Source organism: Lactiplantibacillus sp. DA1, from assembly GCF_032681335.1.
Classification (GTDB): Bacteria; Bacillota; Bacilli; order Lactobacillales; family Lactobacillaceae; genus Lactiplantibacillus.
The window spans coordinates 40,319-60,336 of record NZ_JAWHTQ010000007.1 but is presented as its reverse complement, the minus strand read 5'-3'; the positions used below and the strand labels follow the sequence as shown (position 1 = coordinate 60,336).

The 20,018-nt window shown below is 42.9% G+C and carries 24 protein-coding genes; 19 read left to right on the top strand and 5 right to left on the bottom strand.

Annotation, left to right across the window (positions count from 1 at the left end; genetic code table 11):
* Nucleotides 1-143: 143 nt before the first annotated feature.
* The 6 genes from RXV91_RS11740 to RXV91_RS11715 all read left to right on the top strand — a co-directional run bounded on the left by RXV91_RS11740 (nt 144) and on the right by RXV91_RS11715 (nt 3,963).
* Complete coding sequence (locus tag RXV91_RS11740; protein WP_316440002.1) at nt 144-632, top strand: GNAT family N-acetyltransferase; 489 nt, start codon at nt 144-146, stop codon at nt 630-632.
* Nucleotides 632-1,159: a GNAT family N-acetyltransferase gene (locus RXV91_RS11735; protein WP_316440001.1), complete on the top strand. Its 528-nt coding sequence runs from the start codon at nt 632-634 to the stop codon at nt 1,157-1,159. The genes RXV91_RS11740 and RXV91_RS11735 overlap by 1 nt, the downstream gene beginning before the upstream one ends.
* A 93-nt stretch (nt 1,160-1,252) precedes the next feature.
* On the top strand, nt 1,253-1,438 hold the full coding sequence (locus RXV91_RS11730) for a hypothetical protein (protein WP_316440000.1): 186 nt from the start codon (nt 1,253-1,255) through the stop codon (nt 1,436-1,438).
* A gap of 258 nt (nt 1,439-1,696) precedes the next feature.
* Nucleotides 1,697-2,053: a GntR family transcriptional regulator gene (locus tag RXV91_RS11725; RefSeq protein ID WP_316439999.1), complete on the top strand. Its 357-nt coding sequence runs from the start codon at nt 1,697-1,699 to the stop codon at nt 2,051-2,053.
* Complete coding sequence (locus tag RXV91_RS11720) at nt 2,050-2,943, top strand: ABC transporter ATP-binding protein (RefSeq protein WP_316439998.1); 894 nt, start codon at nt 2,050-2,052, stop codon at nt 2,941-2,943. The genes RXV91_RS11725 and RXV91_RS11720 overlap by 4 nt, the downstream gene beginning before the upstream one ends.
* 12 nt (nt 2,944-2,955) lie before the next feature.
* Nucleotides 2,956-3,963 carry an acetoin ABC transporter permease gene (locus tag RXV91_RS11715; protein ID WP_316439997.1) on the top strand — a complete coding sequence of 336 codons (1,008 nt, stop codon included), beginning with the start codon at nt 2,956-2,958 and terminating at the stop codon, nt 3,961-3,963.
* 120 nt (nt 3,964-4,083) lie between these two features.
* On the opposite strand, the gene RXV91_RS11710 is transcribed toward RXV91_RS11715, so the two are convergent.
* Nucleotides 4,084-4,578: a hypothetical protein gene (locus RXV91_RS11710; RefSeq protein ID WP_316439996.1), complete on the bottom strand. Its 495-nt coding sequence runs from the start codon at nt 4,576-4,578 to the stop codon at nt 4,084-4,086.
* A 70-nt stretch (nt 4,579-4,648) separates the two neighbouring features.
* Entirely contained in the window at nt 4,649-5,449 is an 801-nt protein-coding gene (locus RXV91_RS11705; protein ID WP_316439995.1) for an aldehyde dehydrogenase family protein, read from the bottom strand.
* Between the two features lie 435 nt (nt 5,450-5,884).
* On the opposite strand from RXV91_RS11705, the gene fba reads away from it, so the two are divergent.
* From fba to RXV91_RS11690, 3 genes are all read left to right on the top strand, one after another.
* A complete protein-coding gene (gene fba, locus RXV91_RS11700) occupies nt 5,885-6,748 on the top strand; it encodes a class II fructose-1,6-bisphosphate aldolase (protein ID WP_021731972.1) in 864 nt (287 codons plus the stop codon).
* Nucleotides 6,749-7,099: 351 nt separating this feature from the next.
* Nucleotides 7,100-7,273 (top strand): helix-turn-helix transcriptional regulator, encoded by a 174-nt coding sequence (locus tag RXV91_RS11695; RefSeq protein WP_396426772.1) that lies wholly within the window; start codon nt 7,100-7,102, stop codon nt 7,271-7,273.
* A gap of 4 nt (nt 7,274-7,277) precedes the next feature.
* Nucleotides 7,278-7,601, top strand: coding sequence for a hypothetical protein (locus RXV91_RS11690; RefSeq protein ID WP_316439993.1), 324 nt, complete (start codon nt 7,278-7,280; stop codon nt 7,599-7,601).
* Nucleotides 7,602-7,824: 223 nt separating this feature from the next.
* Here the strand turns inward: RXV91_RS11690 and RXV91_RS11685 are convergent, their stop codons facing one another.
* From RXV91_RS11685 to RXV91_RS11675, 3 genes are all read right to left on the bottom strand, one after another.
* A complete protein-coding gene (locus RXV91_RS11685; RefSeq protein WP_316439992.1) occupies nt 7,825-9,141 on the bottom strand; it encodes an MFS transporter in 1,317 nt (438 codons plus the stop codon).
* A 180-nt stretch (nt 9,142-9,321) separates the two neighbouring features.
* Nucleotides 9,322-10,224 carry an SPFH domain-containing protein gene (locus RXV91_RS11680; RefSeq protein ID WP_316439991.1) on the bottom strand — a complete coding sequence of 301 codons (903 nt, stop codon included), beginning with the start codon at nt 10,222-10,224 and terminating at the stop codon, nt 9,322-9,324.
* Nucleotides 10,225-10,235: 11 nt separating this feature from the next.
* Nucleotides 10,236-10,436 carry a hypothetical protein gene (locus RXV91_RS11675; RefSeq protein ID WP_316439990.1) on the bottom strand — a complete coding sequence of 67 codons (201 nt, stop codon included), beginning with the start codon at nt 10,434-10,436 and terminating at the stop codon, nt 10,236-10,238.
* A gap of 623 nt (nt 10,437-11,059) precedes the next feature.
* On the opposite strand from RXV91_RS11675, the gene RXV91_RS11670 reads away from it, so the two are divergent.
* From RXV91_RS11670 to RXV91_RS11625, 10 genes are all read left to right on the top strand, one after another.
* Entirely contained in the window at nt 11,060-12,472 is a 1,413-nt protein-coding gene (locus RXV91_RS11670; RefSeq protein ID WP_316439989.1) for a C69 family dipeptidase, read from the top strand.
* Nucleotides 12,473-12,537: 65 nt separating this feature from the next.
* Nucleotides 12,538-12,783, top strand: coding sequence for a hypothetical protein (locus RXV91_RS11665; protein WP_003641910.1), 246 nt, complete (start codon nt 12,538-12,540; stop codon nt 12,781-12,783).
* Between the two features lie 130 nt (nt 12,784-12,913).
* A complete protein-coding gene (locus RXV91_RS11660; RefSeq protein ID WP_316439988.1) occupies nt 12,914-13,510 on the top strand; it encodes a biotin transporter BioY in 597 nt (198 codons plus the stop codon).
* Between the two features lies 1 nt (nt 13,511).
* A complete protein-coding gene (locus tag RXV91_RS11655) occupies nt 13,512-14,483 on the top strand; it encodes a biotin--[acetyl-CoA-carboxylase] ligase (protein ID WP_316439987.1) in 972 nt (323 codons plus the stop codon).
* Nucleotides 14,480-14,803 carry a hypothetical protein gene (locus RXV91_RS11650; protein ID WP_316439986.1) on the top strand — a complete coding sequence of 108 codons (324 nt, stop codon included), beginning with the start codon at nt 14,480-14,482 and terminating at the stop codon, nt 14,801-14,803. Before RXV91_RS11655 ends, RXV91_RS11650 begins: the two co-directional genes overlap by 4 nt.
* A gap of 392 nt (nt 14,804-15,195) precedes the next feature.
* Entirely contained in the window at nt 15,196-16,035 is an 840-nt protein-coding gene (locus tag RXV91_RS11645) for a MetQ/NlpA family ABC transporter substrate-binding protein (RefSeq protein ID WP_316439985.1), read from the top strand.
* 12 nt (nt 16,036-16,047) lie between these two features.
* Nucleotides 16,048-17,076 (top strand): ATP-binding cassette domain-containing protein, encoded by a 1,029-nt coding sequence (locus tag RXV91_RS11640; RefSeq protein ID WP_316439984.1) that lies wholly within the window; start codon nt 16,048-16,050, stop codon nt 17,074-17,076.
* Nucleotides 17,069-17,731, top strand: a complete 663-nt coding sequence (locus RXV91_RS11635) for a methionine ABC transporter permease (RefSeq protein ID WP_316439983.1) — start codon at nt 17,069-17,071, stop codon at nt 17,729-17,731. Before RXV91_RS11640 ends, RXV91_RS11635 begins: the two co-directional genes overlap by 8 nt.
* A gap of 20 nt (nt 17,732-17,751) precedes the next feature.
* The gene (locus RXV91_RS11630; RefSeq protein WP_316439982.1) at nt 17,752-18,735 is read left to right on the top strand and encodes a ketopantoate reductase family protein; all 984 of its coding nucleotides are present in this window, start codon (nt 17,752-17,754) and stop codon (nt 18,733-18,735) included.
* A gap of 2 nt (nt 18,736-18,737) precedes the next feature.
* Nucleotides 18,738-19,913: a pyridoxal phosphate-dependent aminotransferase gene (locus RXV91_RS11625; protein WP_316439981.1), complete on the top strand. Its 1,176-nt coding sequence runs from the start codon at nt 18,738-18,740 to the stop codon at nt 19,911-19,913.
* The last annotated feature ends 105 nt before the right edge of the window (nt 19,914-20,018 follow it).

Below are 20,018 nucleotides of genomic sequence, written 5' to 3'. Positions count from 1 at the left end.
ATGTAACCGAATTCACAATTCAAGTATAGCATGTCACTTCTGAAAACGACATGCTCGACACTGGTTTTTCAAGGAAAATTAAGTCAGTCAACAATTTAACAACATTTGTTATAATAAATGTACGAATTGGAGGGCGAAAATTAATGGAAATCACACCAGTTAAAATGACGGATTTACCACAAATTATGGCAATTGAGAAGTCTGGCTTTTCGGAAGCAGAAGCCGGTAGCGAAGCTGCTTATCGTGAACGCATTGAAAAGTTGGCTGATACCTTCCTAGTTGCCCGTGATGGTGCAGTTGTACTTGGCTTTATTGTAGGACCAGCAGTGGGGGCCCGCTATATTGAAGACGCCATGTTTGCTACGACTCCGACTAATTTACCGCGAGGTGGGCATCAGCTTGTCTTCACGCTGGCGGTTTCACCATTAGCACGTCACCAACAAATCGGGAGCCAGTTGTTGACGGCTTTGGCTGAAAATGCACAAGCGCATGGACGCACCAGTATGGCATTGACTTGCTTGGAGCGGTTAATTCCATTCTATGAACGTAATGGGTTTGTTAATCAGGGTGTTGCAGCATCTGAACATGCGGATGAAACTTGGTATAATTTAGAGAAAGTCTGGACTGATTGATGAAACTAGCAACTTTACAAGCACAGTTACCGAATTTTAAAATTCGATTATTAACCTTAGCTGATCAAGAGGCACTGTTAGCCTTGGAACAAAGTAATCCACGTTACCACCAGTATTTTTCACCAGAACCGTTAACAATGACCGAAATTCGACATGATTTAACTGCCCATCCAGATGAAATTGCGGCCGCGCAAAAGCAAGTTTTTGGATTTTATCTTGCTAATCGGCTAGTGGCCGTCTTAGATCTTTTAAATCAGTATCCTCAAGAGCAAATATTGTTCGTTGGACTGTTGATGGTTAATCAAACTTATCAACGTAAGTCAGTGGGCCAAGTGATAATGACGGGGCTTATGCAGGCTGCATTACAAAGCAATATCGCGGCCATTCAATTAACGCGTGTCACCGCTGATGATGGGGTGGCTCGATTCTGGCACCGTTTGGGTTTTGAAGATGGTAATCAGTTGTTTTTACCATTGAAAGCAGGCGGTCGGTTAGCGGTGACGACAATGACACGGGTGCTCCAATAGAATTCTCATGAAACTCTTAGTGATAAGGACTAGTAAGCATTATCAGGCATGTTAAACTCATGGTGACTAATAAATAGAAATGAGGTTAACACGATGATTAAGCGTTGGGGAAAGGCTGAGACCGGTATGTTGATTACAGCAATTCTGCTGTTGATGGTGATTTTTTCGTTTTTTGAAATCACGGCCAGTTTGACAGTCAGTGTCATTGCCTTTCCGATTAGTTTGATTGTGTTGATGGCGATTATGGAATACGCCGCAACGGAATTACGGCGAAAATAGTAGCTTTAATTGCCGAACGAATCATAAAAGTCCGCATTTGTAGGTTTACCTGCGAATGCGGACTTTTTATATTGTCATGTTAAAGAACGGGGTGCCTTAACAATTGGTAGTAGGTATGCTCGTGATGGTTTGATTAGTAATAGTAACCTACTAACTTTATCGCGATAGTTATTTTAACTTTTTCTTACCTTGTTAGTTACTGTACTATGCTGTACTATTTGGTTTAAGTAAATTACTATCATTCATGGAGGTGTGGCTATGCAAATTGATCATAATAGTGGCTATCCATACTATGCGCAGTTAGTAGCGGGAATTAAGCAAGATATTGCGCACGGCGTGTTAGGTAGTGGTGAACAATTACCGTCAGTGCGCGCAATGGCTCGCCGACACTTGCTCAATCCGAATACGGTCAGCAAAGCTTATAAGCAACTAGAAGCGCAACACGTTATTCAAACCGTACCCGGTAAAGGGACCTATGTGAACGTGAGTGACTCGACGGTGCTACGGCAAGAAGTCCATGAAAAGTTAGCACAGATCGTCAAGTTAGCCTACCAAAGTGGCGTGAGTATCACTGAATTGCATGGATGGCTTGATCAAATGGGGGAACCAGTATGAGTTTAGTAATTAATAAGTTAAGTAAACAAATTGACCACCGGACGACTTTAGATCAGATTAGTTTTACAATTGAACCAGGACAAATCATAGGCGTTGTAGGGCGTAACGGGGTCGGTAAAACAACGCTTTTTCGAACGATTAATGGTCAATATTTAGCTGACAATGGTGATGTCAGTATTGATGGGCAAGTTATTGCGACCAAGCCCCAATTGCGTACGCAACTGTGTTTTATTGATCCGTTAGCGAATTTTTTTAAAGGCGCAACGATTAAACAAATTCAGTGGTATTACCAGACCGCCTATCCGAATTTTAATAATGCTAAGTTTGAACAGCTATTAAAACGATATCATTTGACGTCTAAGCAGAAGCTGCGTCATTTTTCTAAGGGGACTTTTGGCTTGTTCACGATTATTTTGAGTGTGGCAACTGAAGCGCCTTATTTGTTCTTAGATGAGCCGTTGGATGGCTTGGATGTACTGATTCGTAAAAACATTCTCGGTATTTTGATCGACGAAGTGGCGACCGGTGAGCGTTCAATCGTTATTGCCTCCCATAACTTAGTTGAGCTAGAAGGTGTTATTGATCGAGCCCTGATGCTGAAAAATGGGCAAATTGTGAATGACTATCAACTGGAAACAATGCGTAGTAATGCACGTAAAGTACAACTGGTGTATCGTGACAAACAAATTCCAGCTGTTGTTAAGCAGTTAGGACGCATCGTCCACGTTTCTGGGCGGGTGATTGTTGTCGTATTTGAGGACTTTAACGCCACGGTGCAGGCCAAGCTAGCTGCGACTAAGCCAGTGTTTCAAGAGGAGTTACCACTTTCGTTGGTTGATTTGTTTATGGCTAATCTAACGGATGAAGCGGATTTTGAATTGTTATCTTAGGGGGGCGTTGAAATGACTAAACGGAAATTGTGGCAGTTACTATGGCGCCACTATCGGACTTTATTATTAACAGCAGGGGTTATTCTGCTTTTAGCTGGGATAAAAGAAGGTTACAGTGTTACCCACAATCCTTCCCTATATATCGCGGCCCATGCAACCAACTTTACGTTAACGAGTGTAACGGGGGTACGGACAATTGTCAGTTTGGGCGTTAGTTTTGTATTGGGTATCTTGCTATTCTTAACCGATAATTTTACGAATTTTGACCAATATCTATTTAGTTTACCGGTAACGCGTCGACGAATCTATCGACGTAAAATCGGCTTGCTGATAGGGACACTGATCAGCGGTTATGTCGTGATGGAAGTTAGTTTTGGATTAATTGCTTGGCGGGCAATAGTTAATAGACACGTACAGATTAACTGGAATGCGACCTTGTATGAAGACCTTGAAACTTTGGCAGCGATTTTAACACTTAGCTTATTGGCAGCTACGTTTGGTTTATGGGTCGGGCACGTCTTTGCGAGTGTGTTGGCGGCCTTTGTCTTCACCTGCAGTCTTGTTTTTGCGTATGATGGCTTGATCAATGTCCTTGCCGGATTAACCGGTCTGAAATATCGGCAAGTGGACGTGCTAGGACGATTACAAGGGCATCAGTTAAGTGGGGTATTGACGATCCTGGCACTGTGCCTAGTCATTAGCGGTTGTCTGTATTGGCTAGATCAGTGGGCCTTTGAGCATCTATCATTAGAAAGTAGCCAAGATTTTTTCCGCTTTCCACAGTGGCGGGGCGCGGTGCTGGGATTCTCGATCGGTTACTTGATTGTGGCAATTAGTTGTTCGCAATTTGGAACGGGAATTTTGGGTATGGTGACTGATAACTACCGGGCACAAATGCCGTTGTTAGCAGGGATTATTATGGCCTTAATCGTTGCCTACTTGACTTGGAGTTTGGGACGGTGGTTCCTATACCGGCCAGACAAATTCCGGGATGTGTGGACGTTTAAAAAATTGGCTTAGGTAACGAGGTCATAACTAAAACGTGCCCGCTAGTGTCAGATTAAACTGACATTAGCGGTCACGTTTTTTAGCGGCAAATGGACTATTTTAAATTTATAACCTGATTATTTTGACAAATCGTTAACGAATTTGGTGTAAGCGCTTGGCAACAGTCTTGATATTAAGCAAGTCCCAATCCTCTAAGTTATGAGAAATTGAGTTGTGTCCCCATGTTCCGCAGCCGAGGGTTAAGGAAGGGGCAACATTATCGTACTTGTAGCCAATGGCCCCCTGAGATGACGGTACGTTGATCAGCGCGCGACAAGCAGTCATTTCTAAGGCAAACTTTGTCATGACTGTCTCATCAGTAGTGTGCAAAGCGGCAGTATGACCTAAGCCGCCAAGTGCCAGACTGCGCTTCATCAGATTGAAGCCGGTCGCAGTATCTTTGGCATGAACAACAGCGAGGACTGGTGATAGTTTTTCACGTGATAAGACTTGGTCGCCGCCGATGCTAGGTAATTCAACGGCGAGGACTTTAGTGTCAGTTGGGATGTTGAAACCAGCCCATTGAGCAATTTGCCATGGTGTTTGTCCGGCAACTTTAGGGTCTACCGCTTGTTTATCAAGGTTCATGACGGTTGCTTCTAAGGCCTTGAAGTTGTCGGAACCGACAAAGTAAACACCGTTGTGACTTAATTCACTTTTAACTTGATCGTAAATTTGATCGGCAATGATTAGATTCAGACGCGCAAATCATTCCATTGTCAAACGACTTGGAGGTAATAACATCACTGACCGCTTGCTGAATGTTTGCCGTTTTTTCAATAAAACAAGGGACATTACCGGGACCAACACCTAAAGCTGGTTTACCAGTCGAGTAAGCTGTTTTGACCATGCCAGCACCGCCCGTGGCGATAATTGTGGCGACATCTGGATGATTCATAAGCGTATTAGTTGCTTCTAAACTAGGGGCTTTAATCCATTGAATCCAATCTTTAGGTGCACCAGCAGCTATTGCTGCATCACGAATAATGCGACCAGTTTCGACACAAGCTTTTTGTGCAAAGGGATGGAAACCAAAGATGATGGGATTACGTGTTTTCAGCGCCAACATGGCGTTGAAAATAACGGTTGATGTTGGATTTGTAACGGGGGTAACACCAGCAATGATACCGACTGGTTCTGCGACTTTCATCACGCCATTAACGGGATCATCATTAATGATACCGACAGTTTTGTCATCCTTGATGTAGTCGTAAACGTTACGAGCAGCAAAGTCATTTTTAGCGACTTTATCACGATAATTACCACGACCAGTTTCTTCGACAGCCATTGCTGCTAACATACCCCGGGCAGCGTGAGCAGCACGTGCCAAAGCAGCCACGGCCTTATCAACTTGTGCTTGATCCATGACTTCTAGCCGGTTAGCGGCTAATGAGGCGTTTAGAACTAACCGATCAATCGAACGCACGATATTAGTGTGTTCATCAATTTCTTTCAACATTAACGGTTCCTCCCATGCAAAAAATAACTTGTTGTTTATTTCACAATCACTATTATAAATACTTTTTCACAAATGTAAATAGTTGATTCTTGATTTCACTATTTTGTGATTTTTTAGCAAAATCACTGATATACAGGCAATTGAAAATGTAATTAAAACAAACTCTTACATTTTAGTTTTGCCAATGGTTGTTATAACGATCACAAATGAATAACTGTTGAATTTCTGGCACACCATTTTGAAAAAGGCGGTTAGAAAAATGATTTTAATGAACGTGGAAGGGCTTACAATGTGACGACTATCCAAAAAATAGCGATTGGCCGGTAATCGTTGGTTAATAAATATGACAAATCGGTTATCACTCCCATGTAAAATGTGCTAAAATGAATGTGATTCAAAAATCGTATCTCTTAATTAACCTAGGAGGGTTATTTTATGTCATTTGTAAATGCTGTTGATATGACACAAGACGCATACAAGAACCATTATGCTATTGGTGCGTTCAACACAAACAACCTTGAATGGACTCGTTGCATCTTGAAGGGTGCTCAAGACACTAACACCCCAGTTATTATCCAAGTTTCAATGGGTGCTGCTAAGTACATGGGCGGTTACAAGCTCGTTATGGACTTAGTTGCTGATACCATGGAAAGCATGAACATCACTGTTCCTGTTGTTATGCACTTAGACCACGGTAACTACGAAGCTGCCAAGGAATGTATCGAAGTTGGTTACTCATCAGTTATGTTTGATGGCCATGACCTACCATTTGCCGAAAACTTAGAAAAGACTAAGGAAATCGTCAAATTAGCTCATGCTAAGGGCATCTCTGTTGAAGCCGAAGTTGGTTCAATTGGTGGTGAAGAAGACGGTATCATCGGTGAAGGTGAATTAGCTGATGTTGAAGAAGCTAAGACTTTAGCTGCTACTGGTATCGACATCTTAGCCGCTGGGATTGGTAACATCCACGGCAAGTACCCAGAAAACTGGACTGGCTTACACTTCGATCGTCTTCAAGAAATCTCAGAAGCCGTTAAGATGCCATTGGTACTTCACGGTGGTTCTGGTATTCCTAAGGACCAAATCGTTAAGGCTGTTGAATTGGGAATTAGCAAGGTTAACGTTAACACCGAAAACCAAGTTGCTTTTGCCAACGCAACTCGTGCTTACATCGAATCTGGCGCAGACCAAATCGGTAAGGGCTACGATCCTCGTAAGTTATTGGCACCTGGTAAGAAAGCCATCGTTGATGTTGTTACATCACGGATTGGCTGGTTCAAGACTCCAGCTGTTAAATAATTGGATTTTTGATTCAGAAAAAGTCGACTCCGCGGGGTCGGCTTTTTTCATGCGCTTTTTTAGTTAGTCTTAGTAACAACCGAGCAAATTTTCGATAAATTATGACGCCAATTGGATTTTAAGTCGTAATTGATGGACATTCTTGTGGGTCACCATTCTTAAGATTGCTAAGTGCCGCTGTTAAAGCGATTTAATGATTGTGATGATCGTAGTTTTAATCCATGAATCTGGTCAAGCGGTGTTACTTTAAAAATGGCTAGTCAAAAGAATAATAGATTGTTATACTAATAATGTAAATAAAACATTACTTTTTGTAAAGATGGTGTTACTTTGATTCACAATAAAATTAAAGTGTTACGAGCAGAGCGCGACTGGACTCAAGCGGAGCTCGCGCAACGGTTAGGAATTTCACGACAAGCGGTTATTTCGATTGAGAAGTCTAAATATTATCCATCATTATATTTGGCATTCAAGATTGCGACAGTTTTTACTTGTACTATTGAGGATATCTTTTATCGGGGGTGAAATAATGATTGAACAGGTCGGATTAGTAATAATCTTATTGATTATCATGGGAAGCTATTTGTATGCGACTCACAGAATAGCAAAGTTACAAAAGAATTATCATAATGATGAGCGGTGGCAACTGCTTAAGCTAAGGGCAGGAAACGTTACTAAAATATACTATGAGTCATTAATTATAATTATTGCTGTGCTAACGGTAATTCTATTGTGGGTTCCAACGCCAATAATGATACCACTGGATTGCATGTTGGCCATTGGAATGGTGATTATTATGGGAGGACAAGTTGTAGAATGTTTTGTCATTGCACGATTAGATAAAACGATGTGATTTTGTTGAATGTTATTGGGATGAATCTAGATGTAGAAAAATGAGGTGGGTTTGGAACAAAACTAAAAGTGTTCGGTTTCTAAAGAAAAGACTTCTTCTCAAGAAATCGAACACAATTTTTCTGTCAATATTGTCGAAACGTGCGTCAAAAGTTTGCTCGCAAGCAGTCCACCTTTAGTCCCACTCTCATTGCATTTTAGTGATCAAAATTAAAGATTAATAACTAAATATCAATCGCATCCTGCAATTGTCGTTCATTATAGAAAATCAACACGATAAACATGACGATGTAGAGCAGTAACGGCAACCAAGCATAGTTCAGGGTAATCATATGCTGAGTGGCGATGTTTTGCGCGTGATTGGCAGTGTAGCCGCTTAAATGGAAAAGTCCGGCGGTGACTAAGCCACCAAGTCCTAAGCCGACATTAACGCCGAAGTCATCGGTGGAGGCTAAGATGCCTTCTGCTTGAATGCCAAGTGCCGTGCCATAACGGATTGTATCGGCAATCATAATTGAGACTAGGCCAATAATCAAGCCGTTGCCGATGGCGTTGATCAAAGTTCCGCTAAAGACGAAGGTCAATTGATTGATAGCAGTACCAATTCCTAAAATGAATTGCCCCACGGCTGCGATTGCAATCCCGGCCAACATGGTATTCTTCTTACCGTGATGGTTAGCTAGGCGCACAATTAAAATCACCCCAATTAGCGAGGCAAACGTAAAGCCGTTAACGACTGGAACTAAGTCTTCGCGTTGAATTAAATATTTGAAATAGTAGATGGTCGTTTGATTCTTGATGGCCGTTGTTAGCCAATATAATAGAATTACCGTAGATAAGATAAACCAAGGTTGGTTCTGCTTAAGCATACCCCACACGGCACTGAGCGATTGATGGGGGCGTTCAGGTTGGCTAAAGCGTTCCTTGACTTGGAAGAAAGTATTCAGAATTAGCACTAGTGAGATCAGACCAAATAAGACAATCGTTAATAAAAAGCCCCGTTGCTGGTTACCCTGACCGAATAGCGCAACTAGCGGCAAGGTGAAGACGGCAACGATGATTTGAACGCTACTACCGAAGAATTGACGAATAACCCCTAATAGCGTTAATTCACGTTCATTTTGAGAAAGTGCCGGTAAAATCGATGTAATTGGTAAATTGACGGCGGTATAAAAGAATCCTAATCCTAAATAGGTCACATAAGCCCACACTAATTTGCCAGTATCGCCGAAGTTAGGAGTCACAAAAGTGAGTACTGCAAACAAGACGTAGGGAAACGCATACCACAAGAAGAATGGGCGGCTCTTACCGAAGCGTGAATGGGTGTGGTCGATCATGACGCCAATAATCAGACTTTCAATAACATCGGCGAGACGCGCGACCACGAATAAAATTGCGGCGGCACTCGTCGATAAACCGTAAACGTCAGTATAGAAGAATAATAAGTACGTGGTCATCATCTGAAAGACTAGGTTATCTGCGGCATCGCTGAGTCCGTAACTAATTCTTTCTGGCCAAGCTGTTTGCCAAGGTTGTTTCAATATTAACACCTCTAAGTATGGTTTTGCACAATCTAATTCTAACCTAGTTGAGTGGGGAAACCTAACGGAAAGGTTTATAGAATTGAATGATTGCCATCATATTAATAACGGCACAAAAAAGTCTTCAAGTGGGGTTAACCAACCTGAAGACTTTTTTGAACACTTATGATAATTGGTGGGTTACTTAGCAGTTAATTTACCAACCTTTGTGAGGGCTGGAATTAAGCCTAAACTATCTAATGTCTGGTTAGGTAAAACAACGGTGTTGGCGTTGCCGTCCGCTAAGGCTTTGACAGCTTCCGTGTTTTGGAAGATAAAGTAGTTTTCGGATGATTGTGCCAAGGCTTCGTTTAAAATCCGCGTCCGGTAAGCATCAGCATCTGCTTCAGTTTGAACGGCTGTTGCTTTCGCCTTTGCACTATTCACTAAAGCTTCGTTTTGGGCTTTGTTGGTGGCTAATAAGGCCCGGTTATTGGCTTCATTTTCCAGTGTGATTGACTTACTCTTACCTTCAGCAGTTGCGATGGTGGCATCCCGTTCCCGAGTTGCTTGTAAGAGTTTGTTCATTGAGGCTTGAATATCCGCGGAAGGATTAACGGAGTCAATATTGACCCGGTCGACGTTTAAACCGTAGCCCGCCGTGACGGAGGAGATTTCTTTGAAGAGGGCGGCATTGATTTCTTGCGTTCCATTTAAGACTTCGTTTAATTCCTTGTTTCCAATAATTCCCCGTAATGCTGCCCGGGTATCTTGAATCATACTACGAACGGAATCTTCATTTTTGAAGACGAAATCTTCGATGTTAGTGACGTGGTACTTAAGCGAAATTTTGACTGAAATTTCAGCGTTATCCTTGGTGATAACGACTTGTTGATTAAGATCAACGGGTGTCTGGGCCGTGTTAACGGTGATGACTCGTGAGATGAACGGTTTAATAAAGTGAAAGCCAGAACTAATGACGCGCTCGAACTTTCCAAATGTTAAGACGACACCCTGGTTCGGTTGGGTGATGATGCGGATGGAAGCGATTAGGACTAAAACGACCAGTAGAATGATAATAATTGCAACGATGATGCCTACCATAATAATTCCCCCTATTGTTGTGGTGCGATAATCGTTACCGTTAGACCATGTGCACTGACGGCCGTGATTTCAACGGTATCGCCGGTGTGCAGTGGTGTTGCGGCGTGCAAATGGTACAAGATGCCATAGAATGCGACGCCGTCAGTTAGATCGGCCGGTTTGATAATGAAGCGCTGACCGATTAAGCGCTGATCTAAGTATCCCTCTTGCATAGATGACCCACCTTTAATGTGATAATAATTAAATTATATGCTGTTTTTGGTTAGATTGATAGGGCGCTGACCGAAATTCAGTACACCGAATACATAATATAAAGTATTTAATATGCAATGTGTTAGTTAATAGGCTTATCAATCGTGTGTGGACGTTAAGCCGACAAAAAAACCTTCGTACGGGAATACGAAGGTCAAAAGGAGTAGGTCAGCATATGACGGGGAATCATATGCTGATAACTTGATGAGCGTTTATTCATATAAGCGGGGGGACGTTCACATGCCGCTCATCAAGCTGTCAAAGTTGTTACGCTTTGACGGATTTCATTACTTTGGAGGAGTAAATGAAAAGAATGTTAATTATTATAGTAGCAATCTTGGAGGGGGATCCTTAATTGCTATGAGTACATATTAACAGCGAATTGTGAAGAAAATGTGATGATGATTTTTCAAAATTAAGAATTATTGATTAGATTACGAAAAGATTTATGGAACTCAATAAATTTATCAGCGATTAAAATTACGTAAGAATTATCTGTCAGCGCTTTCGCAATGGTGGCTTTTTAAATTAGAGCGTGTATCATTAATAATGATCACGGAAATTAAAGACAGGAGATGCTTGCATGTACGAACAAGCTTGTACCACAATTTTAGTTGGGAAAAAGGCGACCGTTGATGGTTCAACGATGATTGCCCGCAATGATGATACCTTTATGCCGATTACACCGCAAAAATTTATCGTCCATCCCGCCGTTCATGGTCGTAACGAAACGTTAACTTCTGGAAAGAATGGCTTTACCGCACCACTTCCAGCAGATGGTTACCGTTACCAAGCTGTACCGAACATTGAAGTTGCTGAGAAGGGTGTCTTTGAAGAAAATGGCTTTAACGAAAAAAATGTTGGTGTTTCTTCGACTGAAAGTGTCTATGGTAATGAACATACGCTGACTTTTGACCCCTTCGTTCCTAATGGTCTCGCAGAAGATTCCTTGCCAACCATGCTCACGCCGTTTATTGATTCTGCCCGCGGTGGGGTTGAATACTTGGGCCAGTTGATCGCGAAGTATGGCTCGCCAGAAGGTAACGGCGTCTTGTTCAATGATAAAGACGACGTGTGGTACATGGAAATCGTCACAGGACATCATTGGGTTGCCCAACGGATTCCGGATGATGCTTACGCGGTGGCTGCCAACCAAGTTGCGATTCAATGGGTTGACTTTGATGACCCTGACAACTTTATGTGGTCCGATGGTATTCAGGAATTTGTTGCTGAACATCATTTGAACCCCGATAAAACCGGCTTTAACTTCCGCCACATTTTTGGTACTGATAACGAGAAGGATCGGCACTACAATACGCCGCGGGTCTGGTATGGACAACGTTACTTTAATCCAGAAATTGAACAGGATCCTCAATCAAGCGAATTACCATTCATTTGTCACGCAGCTAAGAAAATCTCAGTGGCCGACGTTGAATTTGTACTCGGTTCACATTATAACGAAACAAAGTATGATCCCTTCTTGAATACGCCAGAAGCTAAGAAGTTCCGGCCAATCTCAATGAATCGGACTCAAAATTCACACGTCATGCAAGTTCGTAATGATGTACCTGAAGAACAAAGTGCGATTATGTGGATGACCTTTGGCGTGCCCGCTTTTGCGCCGTACTTACCATTCCATGCGAATGTGACCGAAACCGATCCTAGTTTTGCGAACACACCATTAAAGCATGATATGAATAGTGCATATTGGCTCTACCGGACGTTGTCAATGATTGTTGAATCACACTATGCTGACTTTGTTCAAGATGATATTGACTATTTGAAGGAATGTCGAATTGAACTAGGTCAATTCGTAGCTGAAACGGATAAAAAGGCCGCTAAGTTGTCTGGTGCTGAATTGACGACCTTCTTGACTGAGCAAGATAAAGTGATGGTCGCGAAAATGCGTGATAAGGCTCAAGTGCTAATTGGCCAATTAGTAACTAAGGGGTTAACGCTCTCGAAATTAACTTATAATGTTGACATCAATCTTTAAACTTTCTTCATTGCGGTGTCAGCGTGTATAATTAAAGTATTAAGAGGACAAGGAGCTGATGGCAGATGGATGAAAATGTCTTATTTAATCCCGGTGACGCAATATCTGAATCGCACGATTATAATGAAGCGCTCCGTAGTGCGGACATTTATAATGCGCGTCACGGACGTAAGCGTGGACTCATGATTGCGCGACCGTTAGAACAGGATCATGGTTATTCGGTATTTTACGCGGATGACTTACTGACAGCTGATACGCCTAGACCAGAAGCACGTCAATATCACGTTGAAAAACGTATCCCGAAAGAATAGTTAAGTGGATCCCATAGCCAGTAAAGTTGGTTATGGGATTTTTTGTTCGCTAAATAGTAACCCTTCATATTGATGTTAGGTTACTATTGATTTATAATAACGATTAAAATTGATTAATAGGGGTGCGATAATGACAAATCAGCAGGCGATTAAACACTTAACCCAGACGGCGATGGTAACTGCGCTAATTATTGTATTGGGCTTTTTTCCTGGAATTCCAGTTGGGTTTATTCCGGTACCAATTATTTTACAAAATATGGGGATCTTTTTAGCGGCAGAATTACTGGGCCGCAAATATGGAACGATGGCGGTGGGGCTATTTTTAGGATTAGTAGCCCTAGGACTACCGTTATTATCTGGTGGTCGTGGTGGCGCAGCAGTTTTTCTAGGACCAACTGGTGGTTACCTAGTGGCTTGGTTGTTGGCCCCACTACTGATTGGTACGTTAATTAAGATGACGCGGGCAATGGAGAGTGGTTATTGGTGGTTAGAAGTTGGCATCGTCTGGCTGGCCGGCATCCTGTTTATTGACGTGGTCGGGGCTGGTTGGCTTGCAATACAATCACATATGACATTATCGGCGGCCTTATTGTCCAACTTGGCGTTTATCCCGGGCGATGTAATCAAGGCTACTCTGGCGGTATTTATTGCACGTCGAGTTCGAGCGGTCGTTGATTTTGGTATTACTACGACAGGTGTGGCAGATGTTAGAAAACGAGGTAAGTAGTATGTCAACTAAGGAACAAGTCTTAATGGCTTTATTGGCTAATCCTGGTGACTGGCTTTCTGGTGACCAATTAGCTCAACAGACTAAGCGTAGTCGAGAAAGTATCTGGAAAGCAATTAACGCGTTGAAGAAGCAAGGCCATCAGATTGAAAGTCGCAAGAATCGAGGGTATTGCTATGTGGGCAGTCGTCGTTTAGATGCTAATGCAATTCAAATTTATAGTGACCAGCAATTTGCGGGGCCAATCGAAGTCGTTGCTCAGACACCATCAACTCAAATTTTAGCAAAAACTTTTCTAAGTCATCATCAGCCGCGACTGGCAGCCTTCTTAGCAGATGAACAGACAGCTGGTTATGGTCGTCGGGGTCGTGAATTCTATTCTCCTGCGCAAACTGGCTTGTATTTTAGCTTGATCTTACCTAATCCAACGAATGCATTAGCGAATGTGGGTTTACTAACAACTGGCGTTGCAGTTAGTGTCGTAGACGTTTTACAGCGTTTTTATCCCAATAAGGATTTTGCCCTGAAATGGGTCAATGATATCTATCTCAATCAACATAAAGTTGGTGGTATTATCACTGAAGCAAGCTTAGAATTGGAATCAACTTCTGCGGCAGCCTTCATTGTTGGCGTTGGGCTTAATTTGACAACAACTGATTTCCCCCGGGCGTTGCAAGCACGTGCTCAGTCGGTGGACCCGACAATGCCGGTAGACCGTAATCAACTAGCAGCGGCGTTATTAACCTCGTTAGTAGCGCTATCGAAACGCTACGCTACGGCGGACTTTTTGCCAATGTATCGTGCTAAGTCATTAGTACTAGGTCAGCAAATAGCGCTCCAAATCGGTGATGATGTAGTAGCTGGGGTGGCTGAAGCCATTGATGAGCATGGTGGCTTAGTGGTGCGTATGACTACTGGGGAACGGCGAACGTTCACTAGTGGTGAGGTCGTTAAAGTGGGTTTACCAGCGTGACTAGCGGTATGCCCGTCATCTATGGGTTAGGATTGGATGCTGCCGGACGTTGTCAGCACTATCACCTTGAAACCGACATTGCTGCGTTATGGTGTGAACAGTGTCGGCGATATTATGCATGTTATCAGTGTCATGATGCGTTATGCCGACACGCCTTTGTTGCCAGCTCATCAACGAGTTTAGTGGTTATGTGCGGTGCTTGTCGCTATCGAATGACCGTTGCTGCTTATCATTTGGGCGAGTGCCCACATTGTCATCGAGCTTTTAATCCACGGTGTCGACTACATGATCGGATTTACTTTGGTGCTGATTGTGAATAGATGCAATTTTGATAATATCTAAGACGATAATTAAAAGTTCACAGAATAATTAAATTATTTTAACAAAAACTTGACAATATCTAATCAAATACTCATAATGTGTTGTATCATGAAAGATGAGTATCAATGGTGAAGCCGGCAACAGAGAGTTGTCAAGTGCTGAAAGATGACCCGGCAAACGTTGAGAAGATGGTCTTTCCTAATGAACGATCGATGAGCAATAATGTTAAGTGGTCGCGGTTAATGCCCGTTAACGCAGCAGTTAGTTCTGCATGAGTTGGTATCCAATTGGATGCTATGAAGGTGGTACCGCGGCTAGAGTCGTCCTTGTTATAAATCATAACGAGGACGACTTTTTTATGGCATGAAAAGAGAGAAACGGGGTATGGAAGATGAGAAGAAATACGAAATGGTTGTTAGCTTTAGGTGGAATTATTGTTGTTTTAGTTGCAATTGTGGGGTTTAGTCGGACAAGCGCTTCGAAGTCAAGTGGTAGTCAGTTGACAACGGTTAAGATTGGCGTTGCCCCTGGTCCTTATGGCGATATGGCAACGAAAGTGATTGGGCCACTACTTGAGAAGAAAGGCTACAAGGTAGTGACGAAAGAATTTAATGATTACGTTCAACCGAATAAAGCCTTGAATTCTGGGGAGATTGACGCCAACCTATTTCAGCATACGTTATATCTTAAAACTTTTGCTAAAGCTAATCATTTGAAGCTTTCCGCAATCGGTGAGACGCCAACGTTAGGCATGGGGATTTATTCTAAGAAGATCACTTCACTAGCCGATTTGAAAGCTGGCGATACGGTTTCGTTACCCAATGATCCATCTAATTTAGCACGGGCACTACAGTTATTAGCGGCCCAAAAGTTAATTACTTTAAAGAAAAACATTAACGTTACGACGGCCAGTACTGCGGATATTGTGACTAATTCGCGGCAATTGAAAATCAAGACGCTAGATGCTGCTCAGTTACCACAGTCGATGAGCAACGTGACAATCGCTTTAATTCCGGGGAATTATTCGTGGAATGCCAAGTTAAAGCCATCAAAAGCATTGGCGCTGGAGAAATTAAAGGAAAATTACAAGGAAGTCTTCGTAGTCAAAACAAGTCAACAAAATTCTAAGTTTGGTAAAGCGGTCAAAGCAGTTCTTAACAGTAAGGCCTTTAAAAAGGCGATTGCAAAATCTGAGTTTAAGGATTTTGACCAACCGGCTTCGTGGCAGTAGGAGGGCAATGGTATGAGTCAGATTGAATTAAAACACCTTGATGTGACGTTTCAACAGAAAAAGCGGACGGTGCATGCCGTCAAAGATGTTTCCTTAACTATTGAGAAGGGCGAAATATTTGGTGTCGTGGGGTTATCCGGTGCTGGTAAGTCGACTTTAGTTCGAACGATTAATTACTTACAGTCGCCAAGCCGGGGCCAAGTCATTGTTGATGGTCATGATTTAACCAAAGCAAATCCACGACAGATTGCGAATGTACGCCGTAAAATCGGCTTTATTTTCCAAAATTTCAATTTGATCAGTAATCGTACAGTTGCACAGAACCTCGCCTTTGCGCTAACAGCAGGCGGCTATCCTGAAAAAGAGCAGCCTAAGCGTATTCAGTCTTTACTAGCGTTAGTTGGACTTGCAGATCGGCAGGACAGTTACCCATCTCAATTATCGGGTGGTCAAAAGCAACGAGTCGGAATTGCGCGGGCGCTTGCCAATAATCCTGATGTCTTGCTATGCGATGAAGCGACCAGTGCGTTAGATGTTGAAACGGCCGAAGAAATAATTCAGATTTTAAAGGATATCAATAGACGATTACACATAACGATCGTCTTTATTACGCACCAGTTAGAAGTGGCTAGGAGCTTGTTTGATCGAGTTGCGGTCATGGAGGCGGGAAAACTAGTTGAACAATCAAGTACGTATGATTTATTCGCAGCGCCCCAATCAGATATGGGTCAGCGGCTGGTTAATCGTTTCTTGGATACGCAATTGCCAGCCAAGGTAGCTGCACAATTAGGTCAAGAAGATGGTCAACTATTGGCATTACGTTATCGTGGCAGTGACTCGTTGACACCGATTATTACTGAAATTGCTAAGACAACCGATATTGATATCAATATTATTCAGGGCCGGATCGAGTTTATTCAAGAACGCGCTATTGGAGTCTTAGCTGTCTATCTGACGGGCAAACCCCAGGCGGTTAAGCAAGCTATTCAATTATTCCAACAACGCGTCGATTATGTAGAGGAGGTGCAAGTACATGAATGAGACTTGGACAATATTACAGCAGAATCTTGGAACTGCACTTTGGGACACTGCCAAAATGGTCTTCATTTCAGGTTTTATTGGCATTGTCTTCGGAACCGTAATTGGATTGTTCTTGTATTACTATTCTAACCCACTGTTTGCGCCTCATCCGGTCATCAATAGTGTCGCGGGGTTTATTATTAATGCGATTCGTTCCCTACCCTTTTTAATTTTAATGGTAGTTCTAATACCGTTTGCTAAGTTTGTTGCGGGAGATCCATATACGCCACTGGGTGGAGCAGTATCGTTATCGGTTGCAGCGATTCCATTCTTTGCCAGACTCGCCGAAGGGGCATTTGCAGAAATCGATGCGGGCGTCGTTGAAGCGGCACGCTCAACGGGAGCAAGCTTTTGGCTGACTTTTCAAGAAGTCTTATTCCCAGAAGCTTTGCCGGCATTAATTCGAGGCGTTGTCTTAACACTGATTAGTCTGTTGGGCTATTCGGCCATGGTTGGAACGATCGGCGCTGGTGGAATTGGTGACTTGGCAATTCAATATGGTTATAACCGCTATAATACAGGCGTATTGATCAGCGTAATTGTCATTTTAATTGTGATTGTTCAAATCGTTCAGTGGTGTGGTGATCGCCTTGCAGAGCATTACACACGTTCGTAGTCAGGAAAGGAAGCATAATCATGAAGTATACGGTATTGGGTGCAGGAGCTATGGGATTGCGTTACGGTATTTTATTACAAGCAGCTGGGTATCAAGTTGATTTTGTGGATACTTGGGATCAACAGGTCCAAACGATACAGAAGCAGGGCGGTGTCTACGTTGCTCGTGATGGGCAACACAGACATTTAGTTCCTATTCGTATTAGTACCCCGGAAGATTATCGTGGTCAACCAGATGTTTTGATTATTTTCACCAAGCAAATGGGCTTGGCAGAGATATTATCAAGGTCAGCACATTTCTTCAATGACCGGCAATACGTGGTTACAGCGATGAACGGCATGGGCCACATTGAAAAGATCAATCAATACTTCAAACCAGAGAAGGTCTTAGGTGGTACGGCGTTGATTGGAACCGTCTTAAAGAAAGCTGGTGACGTGGACTTTATAGGGGCTGAAAATGCGGGTTCGATGAATATTGCGAACCAGACAGAACGGCCGGATGAGACGACTCATCAAATCGTAGCTGAATTTACTAGCGCCCATCTTAACCCAACACTGACAACGAACTTCTTAGGCACTTTGCTAGCTAAAGTGATTTTTAATTCAGTCATTAACACGTTGTGTACGATGTTCCAAATCCAAATGGGTGAATTTATCCAGTCACCAGTAGCACAGAAACTTGGACGGCAGCTGATTGACGAAGCTTTTGATGTTTGTGAACGGGCAGGAATTACGTTACTGAACACTCGGGAAGAAGAGTGGCAAACGATTGAATATGTTAGTCGTGAAACGAATCCACTACATTTTCCGTCAATGTATCAAGATATTACAAAACATCGGCCAACTGAAGTTGATTATATCAATGGCTATCTTTATGATTTAGGGGTGCAATACCATTATGAGGCTAAGACGCATGACTTTTTGCGGAATCTTGTTCATCTAGCCGAGTTTGCTGGTACATTTGACATTACGAGCTTGAAGCCATTAACAGAAGGGAAGCACTAGGTTTGAAATTTGAAGAATCCAAAATCTTACAGCAATTACCAAAACAGTTTTTTGCAAATTTGGTTAAGAAGGTCAACGCGAAAGTCGCATCCGGTGCGGATGTCATTAATTTGGGTCAGGGAAATCCTGATCAACCGACTCCGGAATTTGTCGTTAAGGCCATGCAGGCTGCAACTGCCGACCCGGCGGATCATAAGTATTCGTTATTCCGCGGTTTGCCTCGATTTAAACAGGCAGCGGCCGATTTCTACGAGCGCGAGTATGGGGTGAAGTTGGACCCGGAGACTGAGATTGCCGTTTTGGGTGGCAGTAAAATTGGATTAGTAGAGTTACCCTTGGCGCTTCTAAATCCTGGCGACACGATGATCCTGCCCGACCCCGGTTATCCAGACTATTTATCTGGAATAACGCTAGCACAAGTGAAGTTAGCGTTATTGCGGCTAACGGCACAAAATCATTTTTTGCCAGATTATCAACAGGTCGATCCACAAGTTGCGGCCGCAGCGAAGTTACTATACTTGAATTACCCGAATAATCCAACTGGCGCTGTGGCTACGCCAGAATTTTTCCGAGAGACGGTCGCGTTCGCTAATAAAAATCAGATTGGAATCGTGCATGATTTTGCGTATGGTGCGATTGGTTTTGATGGTCAACGCCCCGTGAGCTTCTTACAGACTCCAGGGGCGAAAGACGTGGGGATCGAAATGTACACACTCTCTAAATCTTTTAACATGGCTGGTTGGCGTGTTGGCTTTGCTGCTGGTAATGCCGACATGATTGAAGCTCTGAACCTAATTCAAGACCATCTATTTGTCAGTGTCTTCCCAGCAATTCAAGATGCAGCAATTGCCGCTTTGAACAGTGACCAACAGACCGTCCGTGATTTGGTCAATTTGTATGAACGCCGGCGCAACCAATTTTTTGCGGCGGCTCGTAAGATTGGTTGGGAACCATACCCATCGGGCGGATCCTTTTATGCTTGGATGCCTGTTCCTGAAGGGTATACGAGTGAAAGCTTTGCCGATTTACTGCTAGATCAGGTGGCCGTGGCCGTGGCACCGGGAAACGGTTTTGGTGCGGGTGGCGAAGGCTACGTTCGTGTTGGCTTACTGATTGACGAACCTCGCTTTACCGAAGCGTGCCAGCGGATTGCCAAATTGCATCTATTTGATAAGTAACCATAACACTTTAGATGGCTTTTGCGGCAACGATTGCCAGCAGAAAATTGGTGGTTGGTCATTATTGATTAGATTTCTTATTTATCACCAAGTTGTTCATTACCA

What these genes read in the sequence shown, in the direction of transcription:
- RXV91_RS11705 (WP_316439995.1), bottom strand. Translation starts at nt 5,449, where the DNA reads ATGTTGAAAGAAATTGATGAACACACTAATATCGTGCGTTCGATTGAT.
- RXV91_RS11670 (WP_316439989.1), top strand. Translation starts at nt 11,060, where the DNA reads ATGTACGAACAAGCTTGTACCACAATTTTAGTTGGGAAAAAGGCGACC.
- RXV91_RS11680 (WP_316439991.1), bottom strand. Translation starts at nt 10,224, where the DNA reads ATGGTAGGCATCATCGTTGCAATTATTATCATTCTACTGGTCGTTTTA.
- RXV91_RS11660 (WP_316439988.1), top strand. Translation starts at nt 12,914, where the DNA reads ATGACAAATCAGCAGGCGATTAAACACTTAACCCAGACGGCGATGGTA.
- RXV91_RS11640 (WP_316439984.1), top strand. Translation starts at nt 16,048, where the DNA reads ATGAGTCAGATTGAATTAAAACACCTTGATGTGACGTTTCAACAGAAA.
- RXV91_RS11655 (WP_316439987.1), top strand. Translation starts at nt 13,512, where the DNA reads ATGTCAACTAAGGAACAAGTCTTAATGGCTTTATTGGCTAATCCTGGT.
- RXV91_RS11710 (WP_316439996.1), bottom strand. Translation starts at nt 4,578, where the DNA reads ATGAACCTTGATAAACAAGCGGTAGACCCTAAAGTTGCCGGACAAACA.
- RXV91_RS11675 (WP_316439990.1), bottom strand. Translation starts at nt 10,436, where the DNA reads ATGCAAGAGGGATACTTAGATCAGCGCTTAATCGGTCAGCGCTTCATT.
- RXV91_RS11645 (WP_316439985.1), top strand. Translation starts at nt 15,196, where the DNA reads ATGAGAAGAAATACGAAATGGTTGTTAGCTTTAGGTGGAATTATTGTT.
- RXV91_RS11715 (WP_316439997.1), top strand. Translation starts at nt 2,956, where the DNA reads ATGACTAAACGGAAATTGTGGCAGTTACTATGGCGCCACTATCGGACT.
- RXV91_RS11635 (WP_316439983.1), top strand. Translation starts at nt 17,069, where the DNA reads ATGAATGAGACTTGGACAATATTACAGCAGAATCTTGGAACTGCACTT.
- RXV91_RS11730 (WP_316440000.1), top strand. Translation starts at nt 1,253, where the DNA reads ATGATTAAGCGTTGGGGAAAGGCTGAGACCGGTATGTTGATTACAGCA.
- RXV91_RS11735 (WP_316440001.1), top strand. Translation starts at nt 632, where the DNA reads ATGAAACTAGCAACTTTACAAGCACAGTTACCGAATTTTAAAATTCGA.
- RXV91_RS11630 (WP_316439982.1), top strand. Translation starts at nt 17,752, where the DNA reads ATGAAGTATACGGTATTGGGTGCAGGAGCTATGGGATTGCGTTACGGT.
- RXV91_RS11665 (WP_003641910.1), top strand. Translation starts at nt 12,538, where the DNA reads ATGGATGAAAATGTCTTATTTAATCCCGGTGACGCAATATCTGAATCG.
- RXV91_RS11720 (WP_316439998.1), top strand. Translation starts at nt 2,050, where the DNA reads ATGAGTTTAGTAATTAATAAGTTAAGTAAACAAATTGACCACCGGACG.
- RXV91_RS11725 (WP_316439999.1), top strand. Translation starts at nt 1,697, where the DNA reads ATGCAAATTGATCATAATAGTGGCTATCCATACTATGCGCAGTTAGTA.
- RXV91_RS11740 (WP_316440002.1), top strand. Translation starts at nt 144, where the DNA reads ATGGAAATCACACCAGTTAAAATGACGGATTTACCACAAATTATGGCA.
- fba (WP_021731972.1), top strand. Translation starts at nt 5,885, where the DNA reads ATGTCATTTGTAAATGCTGTTGATATGACACAAGACGCATACAAGAAC.
- RXV91_RS11690 (WP_316439993.1), top strand. Translation starts at nt 7,278, where the DNA reads ATGATTGAACAGGTCGGATTAGTAATAATCTTATTGATTATCATGGGA.